This window comes from Ensifer sp. R1-3 (genome assembly GCF_056739175.1).
Genome location: NZ_CP096515.1, coordinates 857878 through 875285 on the forward strand (window position 1 = coordinate 857878; position 17408 = coordinate 875285).

The 17408-nt window shown below is 62.2% G+C and carries 14 protein-coding genes; 9 read left to right on the plus strand and 5 right to left on the minus strand.

Annotated elements, in window-relative coordinates; translation table 11 throughout:
- Positions 1-45: 45 nt before the first annotated feature.
- Together M1D43_RS04120 and M1D43_RS04125 are read right to left on the minus strand one after the other, a co-directional pair.
- Positions 46-1569: a DUF1254 domain-containing protein gene (locus M1D43_RS04120; RefSeq protein ID WP_153314896.1), complete on the minus strand. Its 1524-nt coding sequence runs from the start codon at positions 1567-1569 to the stop codon at positions 46-48.
- A gap of 88 nt (positions 1570-1657) precedes the next feature.
- Entirely contained in the window at positions 1658-2224 is a 567-nt protein-coding gene (locus M1D43_RS04125; RefSeq protein ID WP_153314898.1) for an SMI1/KNR4 family protein, read from the minus strand.
- A gap of 153 nt (positions 2225-2377) precedes the next feature.
- On the opposite strand from M1D43_RS04125, the gene M1D43_RS04130 reads away from it, so the two are divergent.
- The gene (locus M1D43_RS04130) at positions 2378-3400 is read left to right on the plus strand and encodes a helix-turn-helix domain-containing protein (protein ID WP_153314900.1); all 1023 of its coding nucleotides are present in this window, start codon (positions 2378-2380) and stop codon (positions 3398-3400) included.
- Between the two features lie 107 nt (positions 3401-3507).
- Here M1D43_RS04130 and M1D43_RS04135 read toward each other — a convergent pair whose 3' ends face one another.
- A complete protein-coding gene (locus M1D43_RS04135; RefSeq protein ID WP_010969471.1) occupies positions 3508-4722 on the minus strand; it encodes an NADP-dependent isocitrate dehydrogenase in 1215 nt (404 codons plus the stop codon).
- 306 nt (positions 4723-5028) lie between these two features.
- Here M1D43_RS04135 and M1D43_RS04140 point away from each other — a divergent pair, with 306 nt between their 5' ends.
- From M1D43_RS04140 to M1D43_RS04175, 8 genes are all read left to right on the plus strand, one after another.
- A complete protein-coding gene (locus tag M1D43_RS04140; protein WP_153314902.1) occupies positions 5029-7044 on the plus strand; it encodes an FUSC family protein in 2016 nt (671 codons plus the stop codon).
- A gap of 50 nt (positions 7045-7094) precedes the next feature.
- Entirely contained in the window at positions 7095-7925 is an 831-nt protein-coding gene (locus tag M1D43_RS04145) for an RNA methyltransferase (RefSeq protein ID WP_010969469.1), read from the plus strand.
- On the plus strand, positions 7912-8745 hold the full coding sequence (gene murI / locus M1D43_RS04150; RefSeq protein WP_015007614.1) for a glutamate racemase: 834 nt from the start codon (positions 7912-7914) through the stop codon (positions 8743-8745). Before M1D43_RS04145 ends, murI begins: the two co-directional genes overlap by 14 nt.
- 137 nt (positions 8746-8882) lie before the next feature.
- Positions 8883-10397 carry an ATP-binding protein gene (locus M1D43_RS04155; RefSeq protein ID WP_127541529.1) on the plus strand — a complete coding sequence of 505 codons (1515 nt, stop codon included), beginning with the start codon at positions 8883-8885 and terminating at the stop codon, positions 10395-10397.
- A 251-nt stretch (positions 10398-10648) separates the two neighbouring features.
- Complete coding sequence (rpsD, locus tag M1D43_RS04160) at positions 10649-11266, plus strand: 30S ribosomal protein S4 (RefSeq protein ID WP_003533017.1); 618 nt, start codon at positions 10649-10651, stop codon at positions 11264-11266.
- Positions 11267-11411: 145 nt separating this feature from the next.
- Positions 11412-12359 (plus strand): glutaminase, encoded by a 948-nt coding sequence (locus tag M1D43_RS04165; RefSeq protein WP_010969466.1) that lies wholly within the window; start codon positions 11412-11414, stop codon positions 12357-12359.
- A gap of 285 nt (positions 12360-12644) precedes the next feature.
- Positions 12645-13529 (plus strand): tRNA 2-thiocytidine(32) synthetase TtcA, encoded by an 885-nt coding sequence (gene ttcA, locus M1D43_RS04170; protein WP_340086682.1) that lies wholly within the window; start codon positions 12645-12647, stop codon positions 13527-13529.
- A complete protein-coding gene (locus M1D43_RS04175; protein WP_003531372.1) occupies positions 13526-14350 on the plus strand; it encodes an inositol monophosphatase family protein in 825 nt (274 codons plus the stop codon). Before ttcA ends, M1D43_RS04175 begins: the two co-directional genes overlap by 4 nt.
- Before the next feature lie 115 nt (positions 14351-14465).
- Here M1D43_RS04175 and M1D43_RS04180 read toward each other — a convergent pair whose 3' ends face one another.
- The gene (locus tag M1D43_RS04180; protein WP_013844494.1) at positions 14466-15779 is read right to left on the minus strand and encodes a multidrug effflux MFS transporter; all 1314 of its coding nucleotides are present in this window, start codon (positions 15777-15779) and stop codon (positions 14466-14468) included.
- 57 nt (positions 15780-15836) lie between these two features.
- Positions 15837-17084, minus strand: a complete 1248-nt coding sequence (locus M1D43_RS04185; RefSeq protein ID WP_017263637.1) for a multidrug effflux MFS transporter — start codon at positions 17082-17084, stop codon at positions 15837-15839.
- Positions 17085-17408: the final 324 nt, after the last annotated feature.

Here is a 17408-nt window from a genome sequence, read left to right on the forward strand (position 1 = left end):
ATCGAGGGTTCGGGATTCACGGGTGCGCTTGTCGGGGTCGATGACCTATTCAACCTTTTCCACGTCCCCGGGCTTCCAGGTGCCATCGATCGCCGCTTCGGCCGGAGCATAGAGGCGAAGGATCGCGAAGAAGCCTCGCCCCGACACCGTTGCCAGCCAGTTGCCCTCCTTGCCCGCCGGTGCTTTCGGACCAATGTAGATGTCGGTACTGCCATCTTCGTTCTGCGCCGGCTTGTTGAGTTTGCCGAGCGAGGGGAAAGGCTGGCCGTTATCGAGGCCGGATGCGTTCTCCGCCTCGTAAAGCGTCACGGACCAGAAGAGTTCTGCCGGAATGTCCTTCGGCAGATTGACCTTGTAGCTGTGCTCGCCATCGAGCGGATCGCCGTCAGCGTCCTCGAAAGCGATCATGTAGAACGCGCCCTTGCCGGGTGTCATCGACACCATGCCGGGGCTGATCGAGTAGTAGTCGGTAAAGAACCAGGCGCGGGCGTCCAGTTCCCTGTAGTTTCCGTTGCTTACAAGGAAGCTCAGGTCGATTCCTGCATTCGGCCAGCGCCCGCTCAGATTGTTGATGGGATTGAGCCAGCGCCGATCCTCGTAAACCCGGAAATCCGCGCCGCCGATACCCTTTTCAAAGCCGGTCACGCGGCTCATCTTGTAGCCGGTCTTGGCGGCAGCATCGAGGATCGCGCGCGTTTTCTCGTCCGGCGAGAATGGCTGGTTGGCGGCAATGCCGATACTTTTCAGCATGCCCAGCCAGTCGGGATCCGCCAGAACAGCCCCCTCTGCATCCAGGAGATTCTTGATGTGTTCGAAGGCGCTCACATCGGCGCGGGGAAGCATATTGAGTGAACGGCCCGATGCGTCCGGAAACTCCATCGGTTTCGCCGTCTGCTCTTGCCCGAGCGGATAGATTTTCGATTTTTTCATCACCTCGACGGCCGGCTCGATATTGTCCAGCGACTGGTAGAACGAGCGAAGGAAAATGAAGACGCTGTTCGTCCCCGAGCGGTAGACATAATAGCCTTCGGGCACGTCGCCCTTGTATCCTGGCGGAAGCAGCAGGAACTTGCCGCCTTTGCCGCCATCGGGCCCCGGCAGACCGACGTCGCCTGCAAATTTGCCGCTGTCTTCCGGGATGGGTCGTTGCCAGAAATCGAGCAGAATTCCCTGCAGTTTCTCCGGCGATTCAAAAACCAGCGGCCCGGTTTTCGACAGGTCCACAAAGGCCATGCCGTAGATGAGGTCCGAGTTCGGCGTGGTGACGTGGGTCTTTGCGTCCAGACGTTTGGTCCAGATCGGCATGACGTTGTAGCCGGTGCCGAAAGCCTCCTCCGCGCCGACCTTCATGCCGAGCGTGTTGATGAGCGGCAATGCCCAAAGATAGGTCTGCGTGGCCCGCTGAAACAACAACTCGTCTTTCAGCGTCTGAGCCGTTTCCGAAGTGGGCCGATTTTTTTCGAACGGCAGATTGGCGATACTGTCGAAACGCGACTGATCTGCGAAGGCGGCGCTCAACGGCGCAAGCGACAGGCCGATGGCAGTGGTCAAAGCAAATAGGTGTTTCATCTCGAAGGCTCCTTACTTGGTCTTCACGATGCCTCCTCCGGGCTGGAACCCCGGATACGGGAAACATCGACGTCGCTGTTGCACTCGTTCAATCACTTAACCCATCGTACCCGTCGTCCAACGCCCATCGCCCGGTGCTGACCCCATTCGCAATCCGCGAAAGGAGCTCGGCGATGCTTTGAGCAACCACAGGGCGATCGGCTTCGTCATAAAGAAACCAGATGATCTGGCCGTATCCGTTGGTAAGTTCGGGACGAAGATCGATACAGTAGTGATCGCCGCGCGGGCTGCCGAAGAGCGGAAGCCAGTTTGGAGACCAAACCACGGTACCTAGAAATTGCCGGCCGTCGCCGCAGGCGGGATAAACCCCGCCCCCGTATCGCAGGCAAAGGTCTTCCCAGGCAATGATGACAAGATCGAGCGGCAGCCACCGTTGATTGAGGTAAAGGGCGGGGCTGCCTGCGGGCTGTCCATCATGGGCTGCGTACAAGCGTCGGATATCCGGAGGTAACCTTCTCCCGAATTTGGCCTCGACCCGCTGGACAGTCCCGCAATCCGCGCCGGGTCTCACGAAGGGCAAGCGATCGGGGTGGTGGCGGGCAACCCAGGTATCGATGCGTTTCAGTGCAAGCACGGGTTCAAGCTGGTTCGGCATGGGGTCTCCATGGAGGCGCTAAACTCTAGGTCTTGCCCATCCATCGAATTTCGCGTCGAAGGATATGCGCGCTCCCACTATCCTCAAGACCACGTCCGTGCCAAAATTTGGCTGAGCGTGCCAATCTTGAAGAAACTGTAGGACGAATTTCCTATGAGTGGTTCGGCTATTGAGAGCACCCATTTCTCCTGCCGGGATTTCGATGTCTGGCGGGAGAGCATCAACGTCGTCTTCGACGTCGAGCGGCGTTCGCAAGACGGAAACGCGCCATTCACGGCGAGCGTCGAGGCTTTCCAATTGGGCGACATGGTCGTGACTGATGCGGTTCTCGGTGCGCAACGCTACGTGAGATCGTCCGCACGCGTGCGGCGGGACGGCATGGATCACTTTGTCCTCAATCTTTATAGGACGGGTGGCTGGAGAGCTGAAACGGCAAGAGGCGAGTTTGAAGGAAGAGCGGGTCAGGTGTCCGTGCTCGACCTTTCCTGTGAACTGATCAGCGACGAACCGGACTGTCACCTCGTTGCACTGTTCCTGCCGAGATCGCTGATAGAAGACCGGCTCCCCAATCTGGGAGGCCTCCACGGTTCGGCTCCGACTGGCCCCTACGCCATGCTTCTGGCCGAATATCTGGACATGCTGGCACGGCGATTACCGTTCTTGCACTCTGGGGACGAGACGGCTCTGGCAGGAGCCGCATGCCAAATGCTTGCTGCCTGCCTGGCTCCGTCACTTGCCAATGTCGAAGCGGCGCGCCCCGGTCTTGAACTGGTGCTGCTACGTCGCGCGAAGCGCTATATCGAAGGTCATCTAAATTCCAGCGCGCTGAACATCGATGCGATCTGCAATATCGTCGGCGTGTCCCGCAGAACGCTTTTCAGATTGTTCGAACAGGAAGGAGGCGTGCTGCACTACATCCAGGGCCGTCGGCTGGAGCGAATCAGAGCCGTTCTGTCGGATCCCAACGAAACGCGTCGCATTTCCGACATCGCTGCCGAGTTTGGATTTTTGCGCGGCGATCACTTCGCACGGGCATTCAAGCACCAGTACGGGGAGACCGCACGCGAGACTAGAGAGTTTCTGCACCAGAATTCGGACGACCGACGGGACACCTCGCCGGTGCAGCAGAGCCGACGTCAAGGGTTTGACGACTGGATACGGCGGCTTCCGTCGTAGCGCGCAAGGTGAGAACGACGGTTACGATGGAACGCCGCCGGCTCCCACGACAAAAAGAAACCCGGCGCCAGGCCGGGTTTCCAAAATCTGGCGATAGATCACGCTGATTACGCCGCCATTGCCTTCCTGAGGTTCTCGTCGATCTTGTCGAGGAAACCGGTGGTCGACAGCCAGGGCTGGTCGGGACCGATGAGAAGTGCCAGATCCTTGGTCATGAAGCCGGACTCGACCGTATCCACGCAGACGCGCTCCAGGGTCTCGGAGAACTTCGCGAGTTCGGCGTTGCCGTCGAGCTTGGCGCGGTGGGCGAGGCCGCGGGTCCAGGCGAAGATCGATGCGATCGAGTTGGTCGAGGTTTCCTCGCCCTTCTGATGCTGGCGGTAGTGGCGCGTCACCGTGCCGTGGGCGGCTTCCGCCTCGACCGTCTTGCCGTCCGGCGTCATCAGCACCGAGGTCATCAGGCCGAGCGAGCCGAAGCCCTGCGCGACGATGTCGGACTGCACGTCGCCGTCGTAGTTCTTGCAGGCCCAGACATAGCCGCCGGACCACTTCAGCGCCGAGGCGACCATGTCGTCGATAAGGCGGTGTTCGTACCAGAGCTTCTCGGCCTTGAACTGGGCGGCGAATTCCTCGTCGAACACCTTCTGGAAGATGTCTTTGAAGCGGCCGTCATAGGCCTTCAGGATCGTGTTCTTGGTCGAGAGATAGACCGGAACCTTGCGCTGCAGGCCGTAGTTGAACGAGGCGCGGGCGAATTCGGTGATCGATTCGTCCAGGTTGTACATGGCGAGTGCCACGCCGGCGCCCGGCGCGTCGTAAACGTCATGCTCGATCGTCTGGCCGTCTTCGCCGACGAATTTGATCGAGAGCTTGCCCTTGCCCGGGAACTTGAAATCGGTCGCGCGGTACTGGTCGCCGAAGGCGTGGCGGCCGACGATGATCGGCTTGGTCCAGCCGGGGACCAGGCGCGGCACGTTCTTGCAGATGATCGGCTCGCGGAAGATGACGCCGCCGAGGATGTTGCGGATCGTGCCGTTCGGCGACTTCCACATCTTCTTCAGCTTGAACTCCTCGACGCGACCCTCGTCCGGCGTGATCGTGGCGCATTTTACGCCGACGCCGTGCTTCTTGATTGCGTTTGCGGCGTCGATCGTCACCTGGTCGTCAGTTGCATCACGGTTTTCGACGCCCAGGTCGTAATATTCGAGATCGAGGTCGAGATAAGGGTGGATCAGCTTGTCCTTGATGAACTGCCAGATGATGCGGGTCATCTCGTCGCCGTCGAGTTCGACGACCGGATTGGCGACCTTGATCTTTGCCATTGATATGCCTCGTAGCTTGCGGAACACCGCGCGCGGCATTCCGACGGTGGGAGAAATCCAGAGCCCTATAGCACTGTGAGCCGGCAAGGCAAAGCATGCTTGGCCGAAACTTTGGGCCAAGGCGGCGGGCTCGGAATCGGCTCCTCGCGCCCGGTCTTCAGACCGGGAACCGATCACCTCACAGCTTTGAAAAGACGGCGGGAAAGGCTATTCAGAGATCGAGCGGCGGCATGCTTCAACTGTTTTGTGCGCGTCGTCATCCCGGAAACGCTGCACGCTGCGGGCGTGCGGAGAGGCGGAGGCGCCATGACGTTCAGGCTTCGCTTGCGGGACTGGCTGCTGGCCAATGATCCGGCCTTTTCCAGGCTGCGGCAGGCGTCCCGCATAACGGCGACCGTGGTGATCTCGGTCGCTCTGCTGATCGCCTTCCATTTCATCGCCACCCCGCTGCCGCCGGCCGCCTACGGGCTTGCGATTACCCTTTCGATCGAAGGCGGTCTGGCGGTTCGCGACCGGACGGCATCGGAACAACTGGTCACGCGTATACTGGCAGTCGTCACCGGCGTTGCGATGGTCACGCTCGCCTCGGCGCTGGAGGGTTACCGGCACGTTTCCGATCTCGTTTTTCTCGTAGTCATCTTCGTGGCCGTCTATGGCCGCGCCTTCGGCCAGCGCTGGTTCGCCATCGGCATGTTCGCCTTCATGTCCTATTTCACCGGAGCCTATCTGCGCCCCTCGCTGGACCAGTTGCCGGCGCTCGTTCTCGGCGCCGGGATTTCAGCGGCTATCGCGCATCTGGTGCGGACCGTCCTTCTCCCGGACGACCGCTACCGCGATCTCCTGCGGGCGATCGCGAGCGTCCAGCAGAGGGTGGATGAAATCCTTCATGGGATAGCGGCGGCTGCGCGCAGGCCCATTCTCAGGGCTGCCGATCGCCGCAGGCTGCATGCGCTGGAAGAGAGGTTGAAGGAAGCCGTGTTGATGGCGGAGAGCTTCATTGCGACGGACACCCGCCGCCCGGCGCCGGAACCCGGGGACGTGTCTGCGGACCTCGCCATCGGGCTCTTCGACATTCATCTTGCGGCCGAGAGTGTGATCGTGCTCAGCCTTCAGGCAATGCCACCTGCGGCTGTTGTCGACGCGGTTCTGGCGCATGATGCGGGCGAGATGGAACGGGGAATGCAGTCGCTGGGCGAGGCGAACGTCAAACAGCTCGAGGCTGCCAGGGCTCTGTTTTGGCTTCATACGGTTCGAGATCGCCTCAACCGCAGTCTGGCCGACCTGGAGGCGGCGGACCTCGATGAACCGCCTCCGGCGCCATCTCCAGAGCCACCGGCGGCAACGGCTCGCTTTTGCCTCGCCAACCCGGCTTTACGAAGCGCTATCCAGATTACCCTCGCCTCGGGCATCGCAATGGTGTTCGGCCTGATGCTTTCACGCGAGCGCTGGTTCTGGGCGGTTCTCGCTGCCTTCCTCGTCTTCACCAATACGCGCTCCCGCGGCGACACCGCAGTGAAGGCCCTGCAACGGTCGGCCGGCACACTGGCGGGCATCGTCGTCGGACTTGCGGCGGCAAGCGCGATCGGCGGGACCGTCTATATAGTCCTGCCCCTGGGGGCGGCCTGCATCTTTCTGGCCTTCTATTTCCTCCCGGTCTCCTACGCGACCATGACTTTCTTCGTCTCGGTCGTCCTCTCTCTCGCATACAGCCTCCTCGGCGTTTTGACGCCGCAGCTCCTGGAACTGCGTCTCGAGGAGACGCTCGTCGGCTCCGTCGCCGGCGCGGCGGTGGCTTTCGTCGTGTTTCCGACGAAGACCCGCACGACGCTCGATGCGGCGATCAGAAACTGGTGCGACAAGCTCTCCGAGTTGCTGGAGGAGGCAAGGAGGGGGACGTCCGGCCTTGATCTCGTCAGCCGGTCGCAGGCGCTCGACCGCGCCTACAGGGAACTGGCCGCTGCCGCCAAACCGCTCGGCGTTTCCTGGCAGCTCGTCACCCGCCCGGGGCACGTGCGCCAGACGCTGGCGGTGTTCATGGGCTGCACCTATTGGGCGCGCATAGTCGCGCGTAAGATGTCGCAAGACCCGGAAAGCCCGAACGACTTCGCGGCGCAGATCGAGGAAAATCTGAAGCTCGCAAGCAAGGTGCGCGAAACCGGAGCGGACTATTTCTATCGGTCCCGCAGCGTCGCTGCGCCGGTCGAGCGTCATCTGCCGGTATCGCGCGACGATGCCGGCCTTGGACTGGAGATGGTTGCCGTTTCGCTCGAGCGTCTTCATTCGCCGCGCGTTCGGCCCGCCGGGGAGGAGCGCGGGCTTTAAATCCGCGTCCATATATGCGAGGGAAGCGCCGAACAGAAGGCACACAGGCGATGGCAGGCACCAACAGCGAGCGCGAACTTTTGACGGAAGGTCCGGCGATCATTCTCGCCTTTCCCCAGCTCGGCGAGAATATCGGCATGGTGGCGCGCGCCATGGCGAATTTCGGCCTGTCCGAACTGCGCCTCGTCAGCCCCCGCGACGGCTGGCCGAGCGAGAAGGCACGCTCCGCCGCCAGCCGTGCCGATCACGTCATCGACGGCGCCAAGCTTTACGAAACGCTCGAAGAGGCGCTCGCCGATCTCAATTTCGTCTACGCGACCACCGCGCGCGACCGCGACGGCTTCAAACCCGTGCGCTCGCCGATCGTCGCCGCCCGGGAACTCCGCCACCGGTTCAAGGAGGGTGAGAAGGTCGGCATCATTTTCGGCCGCGAGCGTACCGGACTGACCAATGCCGAGGTCGCGCTTGCCGACGAGATCGTGACGTTCCCGGTCAATCCCGCCTTCGCTTCGCTGAACCTCGCCCAGGCAGTGCTGCTCATGTCGTATGAGTGGCTGAAGACCGGCATGACCTCCGAGGACGAGACGTCTTTCCAGGCGAGCCAGCAGCGTCCGGCGACGAAGGAGCAGTTGCATGGGCTCTGCGAGCATCTGGAAGAGGCGCTCGACGCGCGCAACTATTTCCGTTCCGCCGACAAAAAGCCGAAATTGGTCGAGAATCTGCGCGCGGTTCTGACCAGGCCATCCTTTACCGAATCGGAAATCCAGGTGCTGCGCGGCGTCATTTCATCGCTCGACCGTTTCACGCGGGAAAATCCGCGTGGCTCCGCCGCACCGCCCGGGCACAGCAGAAAAGAACAGGGCGGCGGTGACAAAGACTGAGCTGAAGCCCATCCTGGTCTTCGACAGCGGGATCGGTGGCCTGACGGTGCTGCGCGAGGCGCGCGTGCTGATGCCGGAGCGGCATTTCATCTATGTCGCAGACGATGCCGGTTTTCCCTATGGCGGCTGGGAGGAGGGCGCTCTGAAGGAGCGGGTGATCGCTCTTTTCGGTCGGCTGCTTGCCGAGCTTGATCCGGAAATCTGCATCATCGCCTGCAACACGGCCTTTACGCTCGTCGGCGCGGATCTGCGCGCCGCCTATCCGCAGATGACCTTCGTCGGCACTGTCCCGGCCATCAAGCCTGCGGCCGAGCGCACCCGTTCGGGTCTCGTTTCGGTGCTTGCGACGCCGGGTACCGTGAAGCGCGCCTACACCCGCGATCTCATCCAGTCCTTCGCCTCGCAATGTCACGTCAGGCTTGTCGGCTCGGAGAACCTTGCGCGCATGGCGGAAGCCTATATTCGCGGCGACGCATTGGCCGATGAGGCGGTCCTCGCCGAGATTGCGCCTTGCTTCGTGGAGGCGGAGGGAAAGAGAACCGATATCGTCGTGCTGGCCTGCACGCACTATCCCTTCATGGCCAATGTTTTCCGCCGGCTGGCGCCCTGGCCGGTGGACTGGCTGGATCCGGCCGAAGCGATCGCAAGGAGGGCGCGCTCCCTGGTGCCGCTGCCGAACGGGTTCGAACCATTGAACGGCGAGGACCCGGCGATCTTCACGTCAGGCAGGCCCGATTTCGCGACGCGCCGGCTGATGCAGGGCTTCGGGCTGAGAGTCATGGCGGATGCCGTATCTGCGGACCGGCGCGAACGGATCTAGATCGGCTGCTGGGCCGCCCGATTATTCCCTGTGGGTTTCGATATTCGGCGGCGCTTGGGGGCACGATCCATGCTAGGTGTTGCCCGTTTTGGCGGTCCAGGCGTGGCTGCGAATCAATCCGCGAAGATGAGGTAATGATGAAAGTCGGCATCGACATGGGAACGACGTCCGAAGGGACTTCGGCCTCGCTCGATATCGAAGAGCTTCTGGCGACACGTCTTCTGGTGCAGGGCAATTCCGGCTCCGGCAAGTCGCATCTGCTCCGCCGTCTGCTGGAACAGTCCGCACCCTGGGTGCAGCAGTGCATCATCGATCCGGAAGGCGATTTCGTCACGCTTGCCGACAAGTTCGGCCATGTGGTGATCGAGGGGGAGCGTACCGATGCGGAGCTCATCGGCATCGCCACCCGCATCCGTCAGCACCGCGTTTCCTGCGTGCTTTCTCTCGAAGGGCTGGATGTCGAGCAGCAGATGCGCAGCGCCGGCGTGTTTCTGAATGCGATGTTCGATGCGGACCGGGAATATTGGTATCCCGTTCTGGTGGTCGTCGACGAGGCGCAGATGTTCGCGCCGTCGGTCGGCGGCGACGTTTCGGAGGAAATACGCAAGGTTTCGCTCGGCGCAATGACCAATCTCATGTGCCGCGGCCGCAAGCGCGGCCTTGCCGGCGTCATCGCCACACAGCGCCTCGCCAAGCTCGCCAAGAACGTTGCCGCCGAAGCCTCGAACTTCCTGATGGGACGCACCTTCCTCGACATCGACATGCTGCGCGCCGCCGATCTGCTCGGCATGGACCGGCGCACGGCCGAGATGTTTCGCGACCTGAAGCGCGGCTCCTTCGTGGCGCTCGGTCCCGCGCTTTCCCGTCGCCCCTTGAGGGTGACGATCGGTTCGGTCGAGACCTCGGCACGGTCGATGAGCCCGAAGCTGATGCCGCTGCCCGAAGCGCCGCAGGACGTGGCGGATCTGATCTTCACGCCCGACCCGGAGGAATTCACCCGCCCGGTCGTCCGCCGGACAGCGCCGCAGCCGCGCCCCGCCAGCGATATTCTCGCGGAGCTGTCGCGCCCAAGGCCCGAGCCCGCAGCGCCCGTGGAAGCCAAGCCGGCGCAACCGGAAATCTCGGCGGAGGAGAGGGAGGCGCTGATCGGCAGCCTCTTTGCCGAAATCGTCGCTAATCCGGAGGCCGCGTTCAGGCCCGATGCGGAGCTCTACCAGGATTTTCTCGTGCGCTGCCGCATTCGCCGCGTCCCCGGACCGGCACTCTCCTTGAGCGCATTCCGCCGCAAGATGGCCGTCGCCCGATCGGGCATCGATGCCGAGACGGCGGCAAGCGAGGATTGGGCCTCGGCGCTTGGGTTGGCCGACCGGGTGACGGAAGACCTGCAGGCGGTTTTCCTGATGCTGGCACAGGCGGCCCTGCGCGGGCTGCCGTGCCCATCGGACGCCATGATCGCCCGTGCCTACGGAACGCATTCGGCCCGTCGCGCACGGCGATTGCTCGGTTATTTCGAAGAGCAGGGGCTCGTCGTGGTGCATGCGGATTTCTCCGGCAAACGCATCGTCGCTTTCCCCGATCTCGGCAAGGAAACGGCGCCCGGCGACGCCAATGCCCCTGAAACGGGAGATTCAGCGCGCGCGGCCGCCGAGTGAGATTGCATTCGGAAGTACGGCTGAATTTGCCATTGTTCCTGTCATATTCCGTTGACAATTCGCCGCCCAGTGCTTAAAGACCCGCTCAACGCCGGGCAGTGATGCCCGGGGTTTCATTTGACATGTCCCGTGGTTTCTCCGGCAGCGATCGTGAGAGGCCTGTCAGAATCCCAAAAATGGGTTCAGAGGAGGGCGTGTTTCCTTGATCCGGTTTGGCAACAAACCGGTGTAACACCTTGAAAGGAAATGCGATGAGCAAGCGCGAATCGTCCAAGTACAAAATTGACCGCCGTATGGGCGAAAACATCTGGGGCCGTCCGAAGTCCCCGGTGAACCGTCGCGAATATGGCCCGGGCCAGCACGGCCAGCGCCGCAAGTCCAAGCTTTCCGACTTCGGCGTGCAGCTGCGCGCCAAGCAGAAGCTGAAGGGCTACTACGGCGATATCCGTGAAAAGCAGTTCCGCGCGATCTTCGCCGAAGCATCGCGCCGTAAGGGCGACACCCCGGAGAACCTGGTCGGCCTGCTCGAGTCGCGCCTCGACGCGATCGTCTACCGCGCCAAGTTCGTCCCGACCGTTTTCGCCGCGCGCCAGTTCGTCAACCATGGCCACGTCAAGGTCAACGGCGTTCGCGTCAACATCGGTTCCTACCGCTGCAAGCCGGGCGACGTCATCGAAGTCAAGGAAAAGTCCAAGCAGCTCGTTACGGTTCTCGAAGCCGTACAGCTCGCCGAGCGCGACGTTCCTGATTACATCGAAGCCGATCACAACAAGATGGTCGCGACCTTCGTTCGCGTTCCCGCTCTCTCCGACGTGCCGTACCCGGTCGTCATGGAGCCGCACCTGGTCGTCGAATTCTATTCGCGTTAATCGGGCTTCGCCTGAAAGAATTTGGAAAACCGCCCGGAAACGGGCGGTTTTTTTGTACGAAGTTGCCGGACGAATCCCATAAGCTGGACGCGGGTGCAGGACGGAGTGTCCTGACCGAGACCGCTTCCGAAGTGAGAAGTGCCGTATGCGCGAGCCGAAACCGCAAGAAGACCTCCAGGCGATCATCGACGACATCTATCGGGAACTGACGCCGCGCCTCGGCGAAGGGAAGGTCGCGGACTATATCCCTCAGCTCGCACGCGTCGATGCCCGTCACTTCGGCATGGCGATCGTCACGACGGGTGGCGAGGTCTATCGCGTTGGCGATGCGGAGATGCCGTTCTCCATTCAGAGCATCTCCAAGGTGTTCACGCTCACGCTGGCGCTGGGCAAGCACGGCGAAAACATATGGAACCGGGTGGGGCGAGAGCCTTCGGGCTCGGCCTTCAATTCGATCGTCCAGCTCGAGCATGAGGGTGGCAAGCCGCGCAACCCCTTCATCAATGCCGGCGCGATCAGGATAAGCGACCTCATTCTCGCCGGCCACACGCCGAAGGAACTGATCGGCGAGATCGTTCGCTTCGTCCGTTACCTCGCGGATGACGAGAACATCGTGATCGACCACGAAGTCGCACGCTCGGAGACTGCGACCGGATACCGCAACATCGCGCTTGCGAATTTCATGCGGTCCTTCGGCCGGCTCGATCATCCGGTCGAGCACGTGCTTGGCGTCTATTTCCATCATTGCGCGCTCGCCATGACCTGCAGCCAGCTCGCCAAGGCCGGGCTGTTTCTAGCCGCCGGCGGCACCAACCCGCTGACCGGGCATTCGGTCGTGTCGCGCCAGCGCGCGCGGCGGATCAATGCACTTATGCTCACCTGCGGCCATTATGACGGCTCCGGCGATTTTGCCTACCGCGTCGGTCTGCCGGGGAAGAGCGGCGTCGGCGGCGGCATCATGGCGGTGGCGCCGGGCAAGGCATCCATTGCCGTCTGGTCGCCGGGACTCAACGATTACGGCAATTCGCTGCTGGGGTCGCTGGCGCTCGAAATGCTGGCAGCGCGTACGGGTTGGTCGGTGTTCGGGCCGTAAGCACGCGGAATGCAGCCGCCCCTCATCCGGTTGCCGCGACCTTCTCCCCGCAGGCGGGGAGAAGGGGACTCGCGGCACCACCTTCGCCACCATGACCATGACCGCCTGCGAACCATCGGGCACGTCCTCTCCCCGTGCGCGGGGAGAGGGTTAGGGTGAGGGGCAAACTGGTTGAGGCCAAGGCTCGCACGCCCGTTTTTTCTTGATCTTCCCGGCCGGACGGGGCAAGTGCTGCTTCAGAAAACAGAGCGCAACCTGCGCTCTGCACAATCCGAGATTGCCGCCATGGAACTCGCACAATCCTCCCCGGACGGGACAGACAGCGTCATTGACGGTGACGCCGCCTTCGAAGGTGCGGCCCATCCGCTTTTTTCGCGCATGCCGTCCTCCGTCTCCTTCAACAAGCTGCGCAAGCGCCTGCTCAGGCAGGTGCGCCAGGCGCTCGACGATTTCGGCATGCTCAAGGGCTCCAGGCGCTGGCTTGTCGGGGTGTCGGGTGGAAAGGACAGCTACAGCCTGCTGGCGCTGCTCATGGATCTGCAGTGGCGGGGTCTGCTTCCCGTCGAACTCGTCGCCTGCAATCTGGATCAGGGGCAGCCGAACTTTCCGAAGCATGTCCTGCCCGACTATCTCCGGTCGATCGGCGTCAAGCACCGCATCGAATACCGCGACACCTATTCGATCGTGAAGGAGAAGGTGCCGGCGGGCGCGACCTATTGTTCGCTCTGTTCGCGGCTTCGGCGCGGCAATCTTTATCGCATCGCCCGGGAGGAGGGCTGCGACGCATTGGTGCTTGGCCACCATCGGGAGGACATCCTCGAGACCTTCTTCATGAACTTTTTCCATGGCGGGCGCCTGGCGTCCATGCCGGCGAAGCTTCTCAACGACGAGGGCGATCTGACGGTCCTGCGGCCGCTTGCCTATGCAGCGGAAGACGATCTTGCGAAATTCGCCGCGGCCATGGAGTTCCCGATCATTCCCTGCGACCTCTGTGGTTCGCAGGACGGGCTCGAGCGCAACGCGATGAAGGCGATGCTTGCGGATATCGAGCGGCGCATGCCGGGCCGCAAGGACACGATGCTGCGCGCGCTCGGACACGTGAACGCCTCGCATCTGCTCGACCCAAAGCTTTTCGACTTTCAATCCCTCTCTCCGGAGCCCAAAGAATGAGCCATTCCGTCGACATCGCCGCACTTGCCAATCTGCTGCAGGAAGCGGCGGTAAAGGAAATCCTTCCGCGCTTTCGCAATCTCGGCTCCGGCGATGTGCGGATGAAGTCGGAAGCGATCGACCTGGTGACGGAAGGCGACGAGGCCGCCGAGAGGCTGATCAAGGCGAATATCGACGCGATTGCGCCGGGGGCCGTGTTCATCGGCGAGGAATCCGTCGCCGCCGATCCGGCGCTCCTCGACAAGCTCGCCGGTGCCGATCTGGCCATCGTCGTCGATCCGATCGACGGCACCTTCAACTTCGCGGCCGGCCTGCCGCTCTTCGGTGTGATGGCGAGCGTCGTCGCCGGGGGAGAGACCGTCGCCGGGATCATCTACGATCCGCTCGGCAACGACTGGGTCATCGCCGAGCGGGGCTCCGGCGCGTGGATGTGCCGGCCCGACGGCACGCAGGAGAGACTGTCGGTCACAGCCGGGGTCACCGTCGAAAACATGGTGGGCGTCGCATCGGCCGGGTTCTACGCGCAGGCCGAGCGCCGCATCGTCATGGGCAATATGGCGAAGGTCCGGATGGCCACGAGCTATCGCTGCGCGGCGCATGAATACCGCATCTTCGCCGGCGGTCATCTGCACTTCCTGATGTATCAGAAGCTTATGCCGTGGGACCACCTTGCCGGCACCCTGATCGCCGAGGAAGCCGGCGCCTATGCGGCCCGTTTCGACGGCTCACGTTATCTGCCCGCGCATACGAATGGCGGGCTGCTTCTGGCGACCGACAGGGATAGCTGGGAGGAGTTGCGGCGGGAGGTCTTCACCGTCTGATCGGAAAAGACCACCCTTTACATGACAGAGGCCGCCCGGTCTTTCCGGGCGGCCTCTGTCATTAGACCCAATGCAATCCGGACGGAAAACCGTTCACATTTTTCCTGGAAGCGCTCTAAAGGTGTCCGCCGCCGTGTTCGTGCGTCGCATCGCTGTCGCCCGGATGGGTGAACAGCTTTCCATTCTCCGCCCAGAGCGTCGCCAGGATGGTCAGCAGGCCGAATAAGGCGTAGCCGCCGAAGAGCGGCTGCAGCGTGCCGTCGAAGAGCTGGCCGACGGCACCGCCGATCAGCGCACCGCCGGTGGTGGAGACGAAACCCGTGACGGCGGTTGCCGTACCCGCCAGATGTCCCATCGGCTCGAGGCTGATGGCGGTGAAGTTGGTGGCGATAACGGCGAAGAACATCAGCAATAGCGAAAACAGGAGATAGCTGATGGCGAAGGCCGGAGTGCCTGCGAGCGACAGGACGTAACCGATCGCAGCAAAGAGGGTGAAGAGGATCATCGCGGCATGCGAGATGCGGCGCATGCCGAAACTGCGTACGAAATAGCCGTTGGCGAAGTTCGCGACCGCTATCCCGCCGGCAGTGCCCGCAAAGGCGATCGGCATCCAGTCGCTGAGGTTGTAGACCTCGCCGAAGACCTGCTGAACGCTGACCACATAGGCGCAAATGACGGCGGTAAACAGGGTCATTCCGATCATGTAGCCGCAGGTGATGCGGTTCGTGAGCACCGTGCGGAATCCGGAAAGGACCGCGCCCACCGATAGCGGCAGACGTTCCTCCTTCGGCAGGGACTCCTTCATCCGTGTCAGCGCCCAGACAAACAGGGCGGCGCCGACGACGCCGATCAGGATGAAGATCCAGTGCCAGTCGGCATAGGCGATCACCACCTGGCCAAGTGTCGGCGCGACGATCGGCACGATCATGAAGACGATCATGACGTAGGACATGACGCGCGCCATGTCGCGGCCGCCGAAACAGTCGCGGACGATCGCCATGGTCGTGATGCGCACTGCGGCACCGCCGATCCCCTGGATGAAGCGGAGCAGAAGCAGCGTCTCGATGCTTTCGACCCAGGAGGCGGCGAACATCGACAGGCTGAAGAGCGCAAGGCCGCCAAGGAGAACGGACCGGCGCCCGAAGGCGTCCGAGAGGCTCCCGAAGAATATCTGGGAGAGGCCGAAGCCCAGGAAGAAGACGCCGATCACGAGTTGCGTATCGTTGGCGTTGGCAACGTCGAGCGTCTGGCCGATGCTTGGCAGAGCCGGCAGCATGCTGTCGATCGCGAGCGCAATGCTCGCGGTCATGACCGCAATGGTGACGATGAATTCGACAAGGCCCATTCCGAGGCGCGCGGCGCCCGAGGCCTGATCGGCGTGGCCCGACGATTGTTCACCGAGCGAAGATTGTTGGGAAACGGAAGTCATGTTGAAAATATCCAAAATGGACTGGGAGGAAAAATCGGTGTCCTGGAGCCAATCCGGCTAGCCGGCCGGATTGTGCGGTTTGAAGAGCTTGCCGCCCTCTGCGATCAGCACGCAGACAAGCGCGACGACGGCGACCGTGAAGAAGCCGACCGCAAGGGGCGTGACGCTGTTATTGAAGGCCTGGCCGATGAAGGCGCCGATGATGCCGCCGCCGATCGTCTGCGTGAAGCCGAGAACGGAAGAGGCGGTGCCGGCCACGTGGCCGAGCGGCTCCATCGCCATGGCGTTGAAGTTGGCGGCGATCAGCCCGAACTGGAACATGGTGGCGGCATGAAGGAGCATGAAAAGCGGCAAAGGCAGCGGCCCGATCAATGAAGCCGACATCCAGATGAAACTCGCCAGCGTGAAGCCGAGAAGTGCTGCATGCGACAATGCCCGCATCCCGAACGTCCGGACGAGTCGCGAATTGGTGAAGGAGGCGACCGCCATCATGCCGGCGAAAGCGGCGAAGACGGCCGGAAACCAGACGCCGAGACCATAGACGCCGACGAGAATCTGCTGCGCCGAGTTGATGAAACCGAAGAGAGCGCCGAGGAGGGCCGACGTCGCGAGCGTATAGAACAGCGCCAGCCGGTTCGTCAGCACGATGCGGAAGCCCGCAAGTATGGACGAGGCCGTGAAGGGGCGCCGGTTGGCGGGAGCCAAAGTCTCCCGAAGGCGCAAGGCGACCGGAAGCGCTACGGCAACCGCGAACAGAGCGATCACGACGAAGATCATGTGCCACTCGGAAAAGAGCATGATCAATTGTCCGATGCTCGGTGCGATGACCGGAACGATCATGAACACCATCATCACCAGCGACATGATCTCGGCCATCTGCCGCCCGCCATAGACATCGCGCACGATGGAAACGGTGATGACACGGGTTGCAGCCGCGCCTATGCCCTGCACGAGCCGAAGGAACAGGAGTGCCCCGAAGGTCGGTACGAACACGATCGCAAGAGCGCTGACGCCGTAAAGTGCCAGCCCGCCCAACAATGGTGCCCTTCGCCCGAAGCGATCGGACAGCGGGCCGAAGAAGAGCTGCGCGAACCCCATGCCGAGCAGGTAGGCGGTTATGACGTATTGCCGATGGTTCTCATCCGCCACGCCGAGGCTCGCGCCGATTTCCTGCAGCCCCGGCAGCATGATGTCGATCGAGATCGCGTTGATGGACATCAGCATGGCCATCAATGCAATGAACTGGACTTTCGTCAGTCCGGAGATGGTGGCGGCTTGGTCTATGGGCCTTGTCATTTCATACATCCTGCCGGCTGCAGCTTTCCTGCAGCCGGTTCTTCGCCACGCCGAGCCAGTGCGTGGCACGTTTCGCAATGATTTGGATCTGCTGAATAAACTCAGTCTTTTGTTGTGTCGGATCGAAAAGGACGCAGTACTTGCCGGTGGAAATCGGAGCAGGCCGCACGCCGGACAGGGCTGCATGCGAGACCGCGCGCCCGCTCGTCCATGGCGATTCATGACTGGCGTGAATTTCGCCGCCCGCTCATGAAGCGTATTGAAAATTAGATGCGCGGCATATTGCTTCGGAATCAAAAAAGGCGGTTACCCGCCTTTTCCGATCATCGCGAA

Coding starts and splice junctions, on each gene's coding strand:
- M1D43_RS04120 (WP_153314896.1), bottom strand. CDS start 1,569: ATGAAACACCTATTTGCTTTGACCACTGCCATCGGCCTGTCGCTTGCG.
- M1D43_RS04125 (WP_153314898.1), bottom strand. CDS start 2,224: ATGCCGAACCAGCTTGAACCCGTGCTTGCACTGAAACGCATCGATACC.
- M1D43_RS04130 (WP_153314900.1), top strand. CDS start 2,378: ATGAGTGGTTCGGCTATTGAGAGCACCCATTTCTCCTGCCGGGATTTC.
- M1D43_RS04135 (WP_010969471.1), bottom strand. CDS start 4,722: ATGGCAAAGATCAAGGTCGCCAATCCGGTCGTCGAACTCGACGGCGAC.
- M1D43_RS04140 (WP_153314902.1), top strand. CDS start 5,029: ATGACGTTCAGGCTTCGCTTGCGGGACTGGCTGCTGGCCAATGATCCG.
- M1D43_RS04145 (WP_010969469.1), top strand. CDS start 7,095: ATGGCAGGCACCAACAGCGAGCGCGAACTTTTGACGGAAGGTCCGGCG.
- M1D43_RS04155 (WP_127541529.1), top strand. CDS start 8,883: ATGAAAGTCGGCATCGACATGGGAACGACGTCCGAAGGGACTTCGGCC.
- rpsD (WP_003533017.1), top strand. CDS start 10,649: ATGAGCAAGCGCGAATCGTCCAAGTACAAAATTGACCGCCGTATGGGC.
- M1D43_RS04165 (WP_010969466.1), top strand. CDS start 11,412: ATGCGCGAGCCGAAACCGCAAGAAGACCTCCAGGCGATCATCGACGAC.
- ttcA (WP_340086682.1), top strand. CDS start 12,645: ATGGAACTCGCACAATCCTCCCCGGACGGGACAGACAGCGTCATTGAC.
- M1D43_RS04175 (WP_003531372.1), top strand. CDS start 13,526: ATGAGCCATTCCGTCGACATCGCCGCACTTGCCAATCTGCTGCAGGAA.
- M1D43_RS04180 (WP_013844494.1), bottom strand. CDS start 15,779: ATGACTTCCGTTTCCCAACAATCTTCGCTCGGTGAACAATCGTCGGGC.
- M1D43_RS04185 (WP_017263637.1), bottom strand. CDS start 17,084: ATGTATGAAATGACAAGGCCCATAGACCAAGCCGCCACCATCTCCGGA.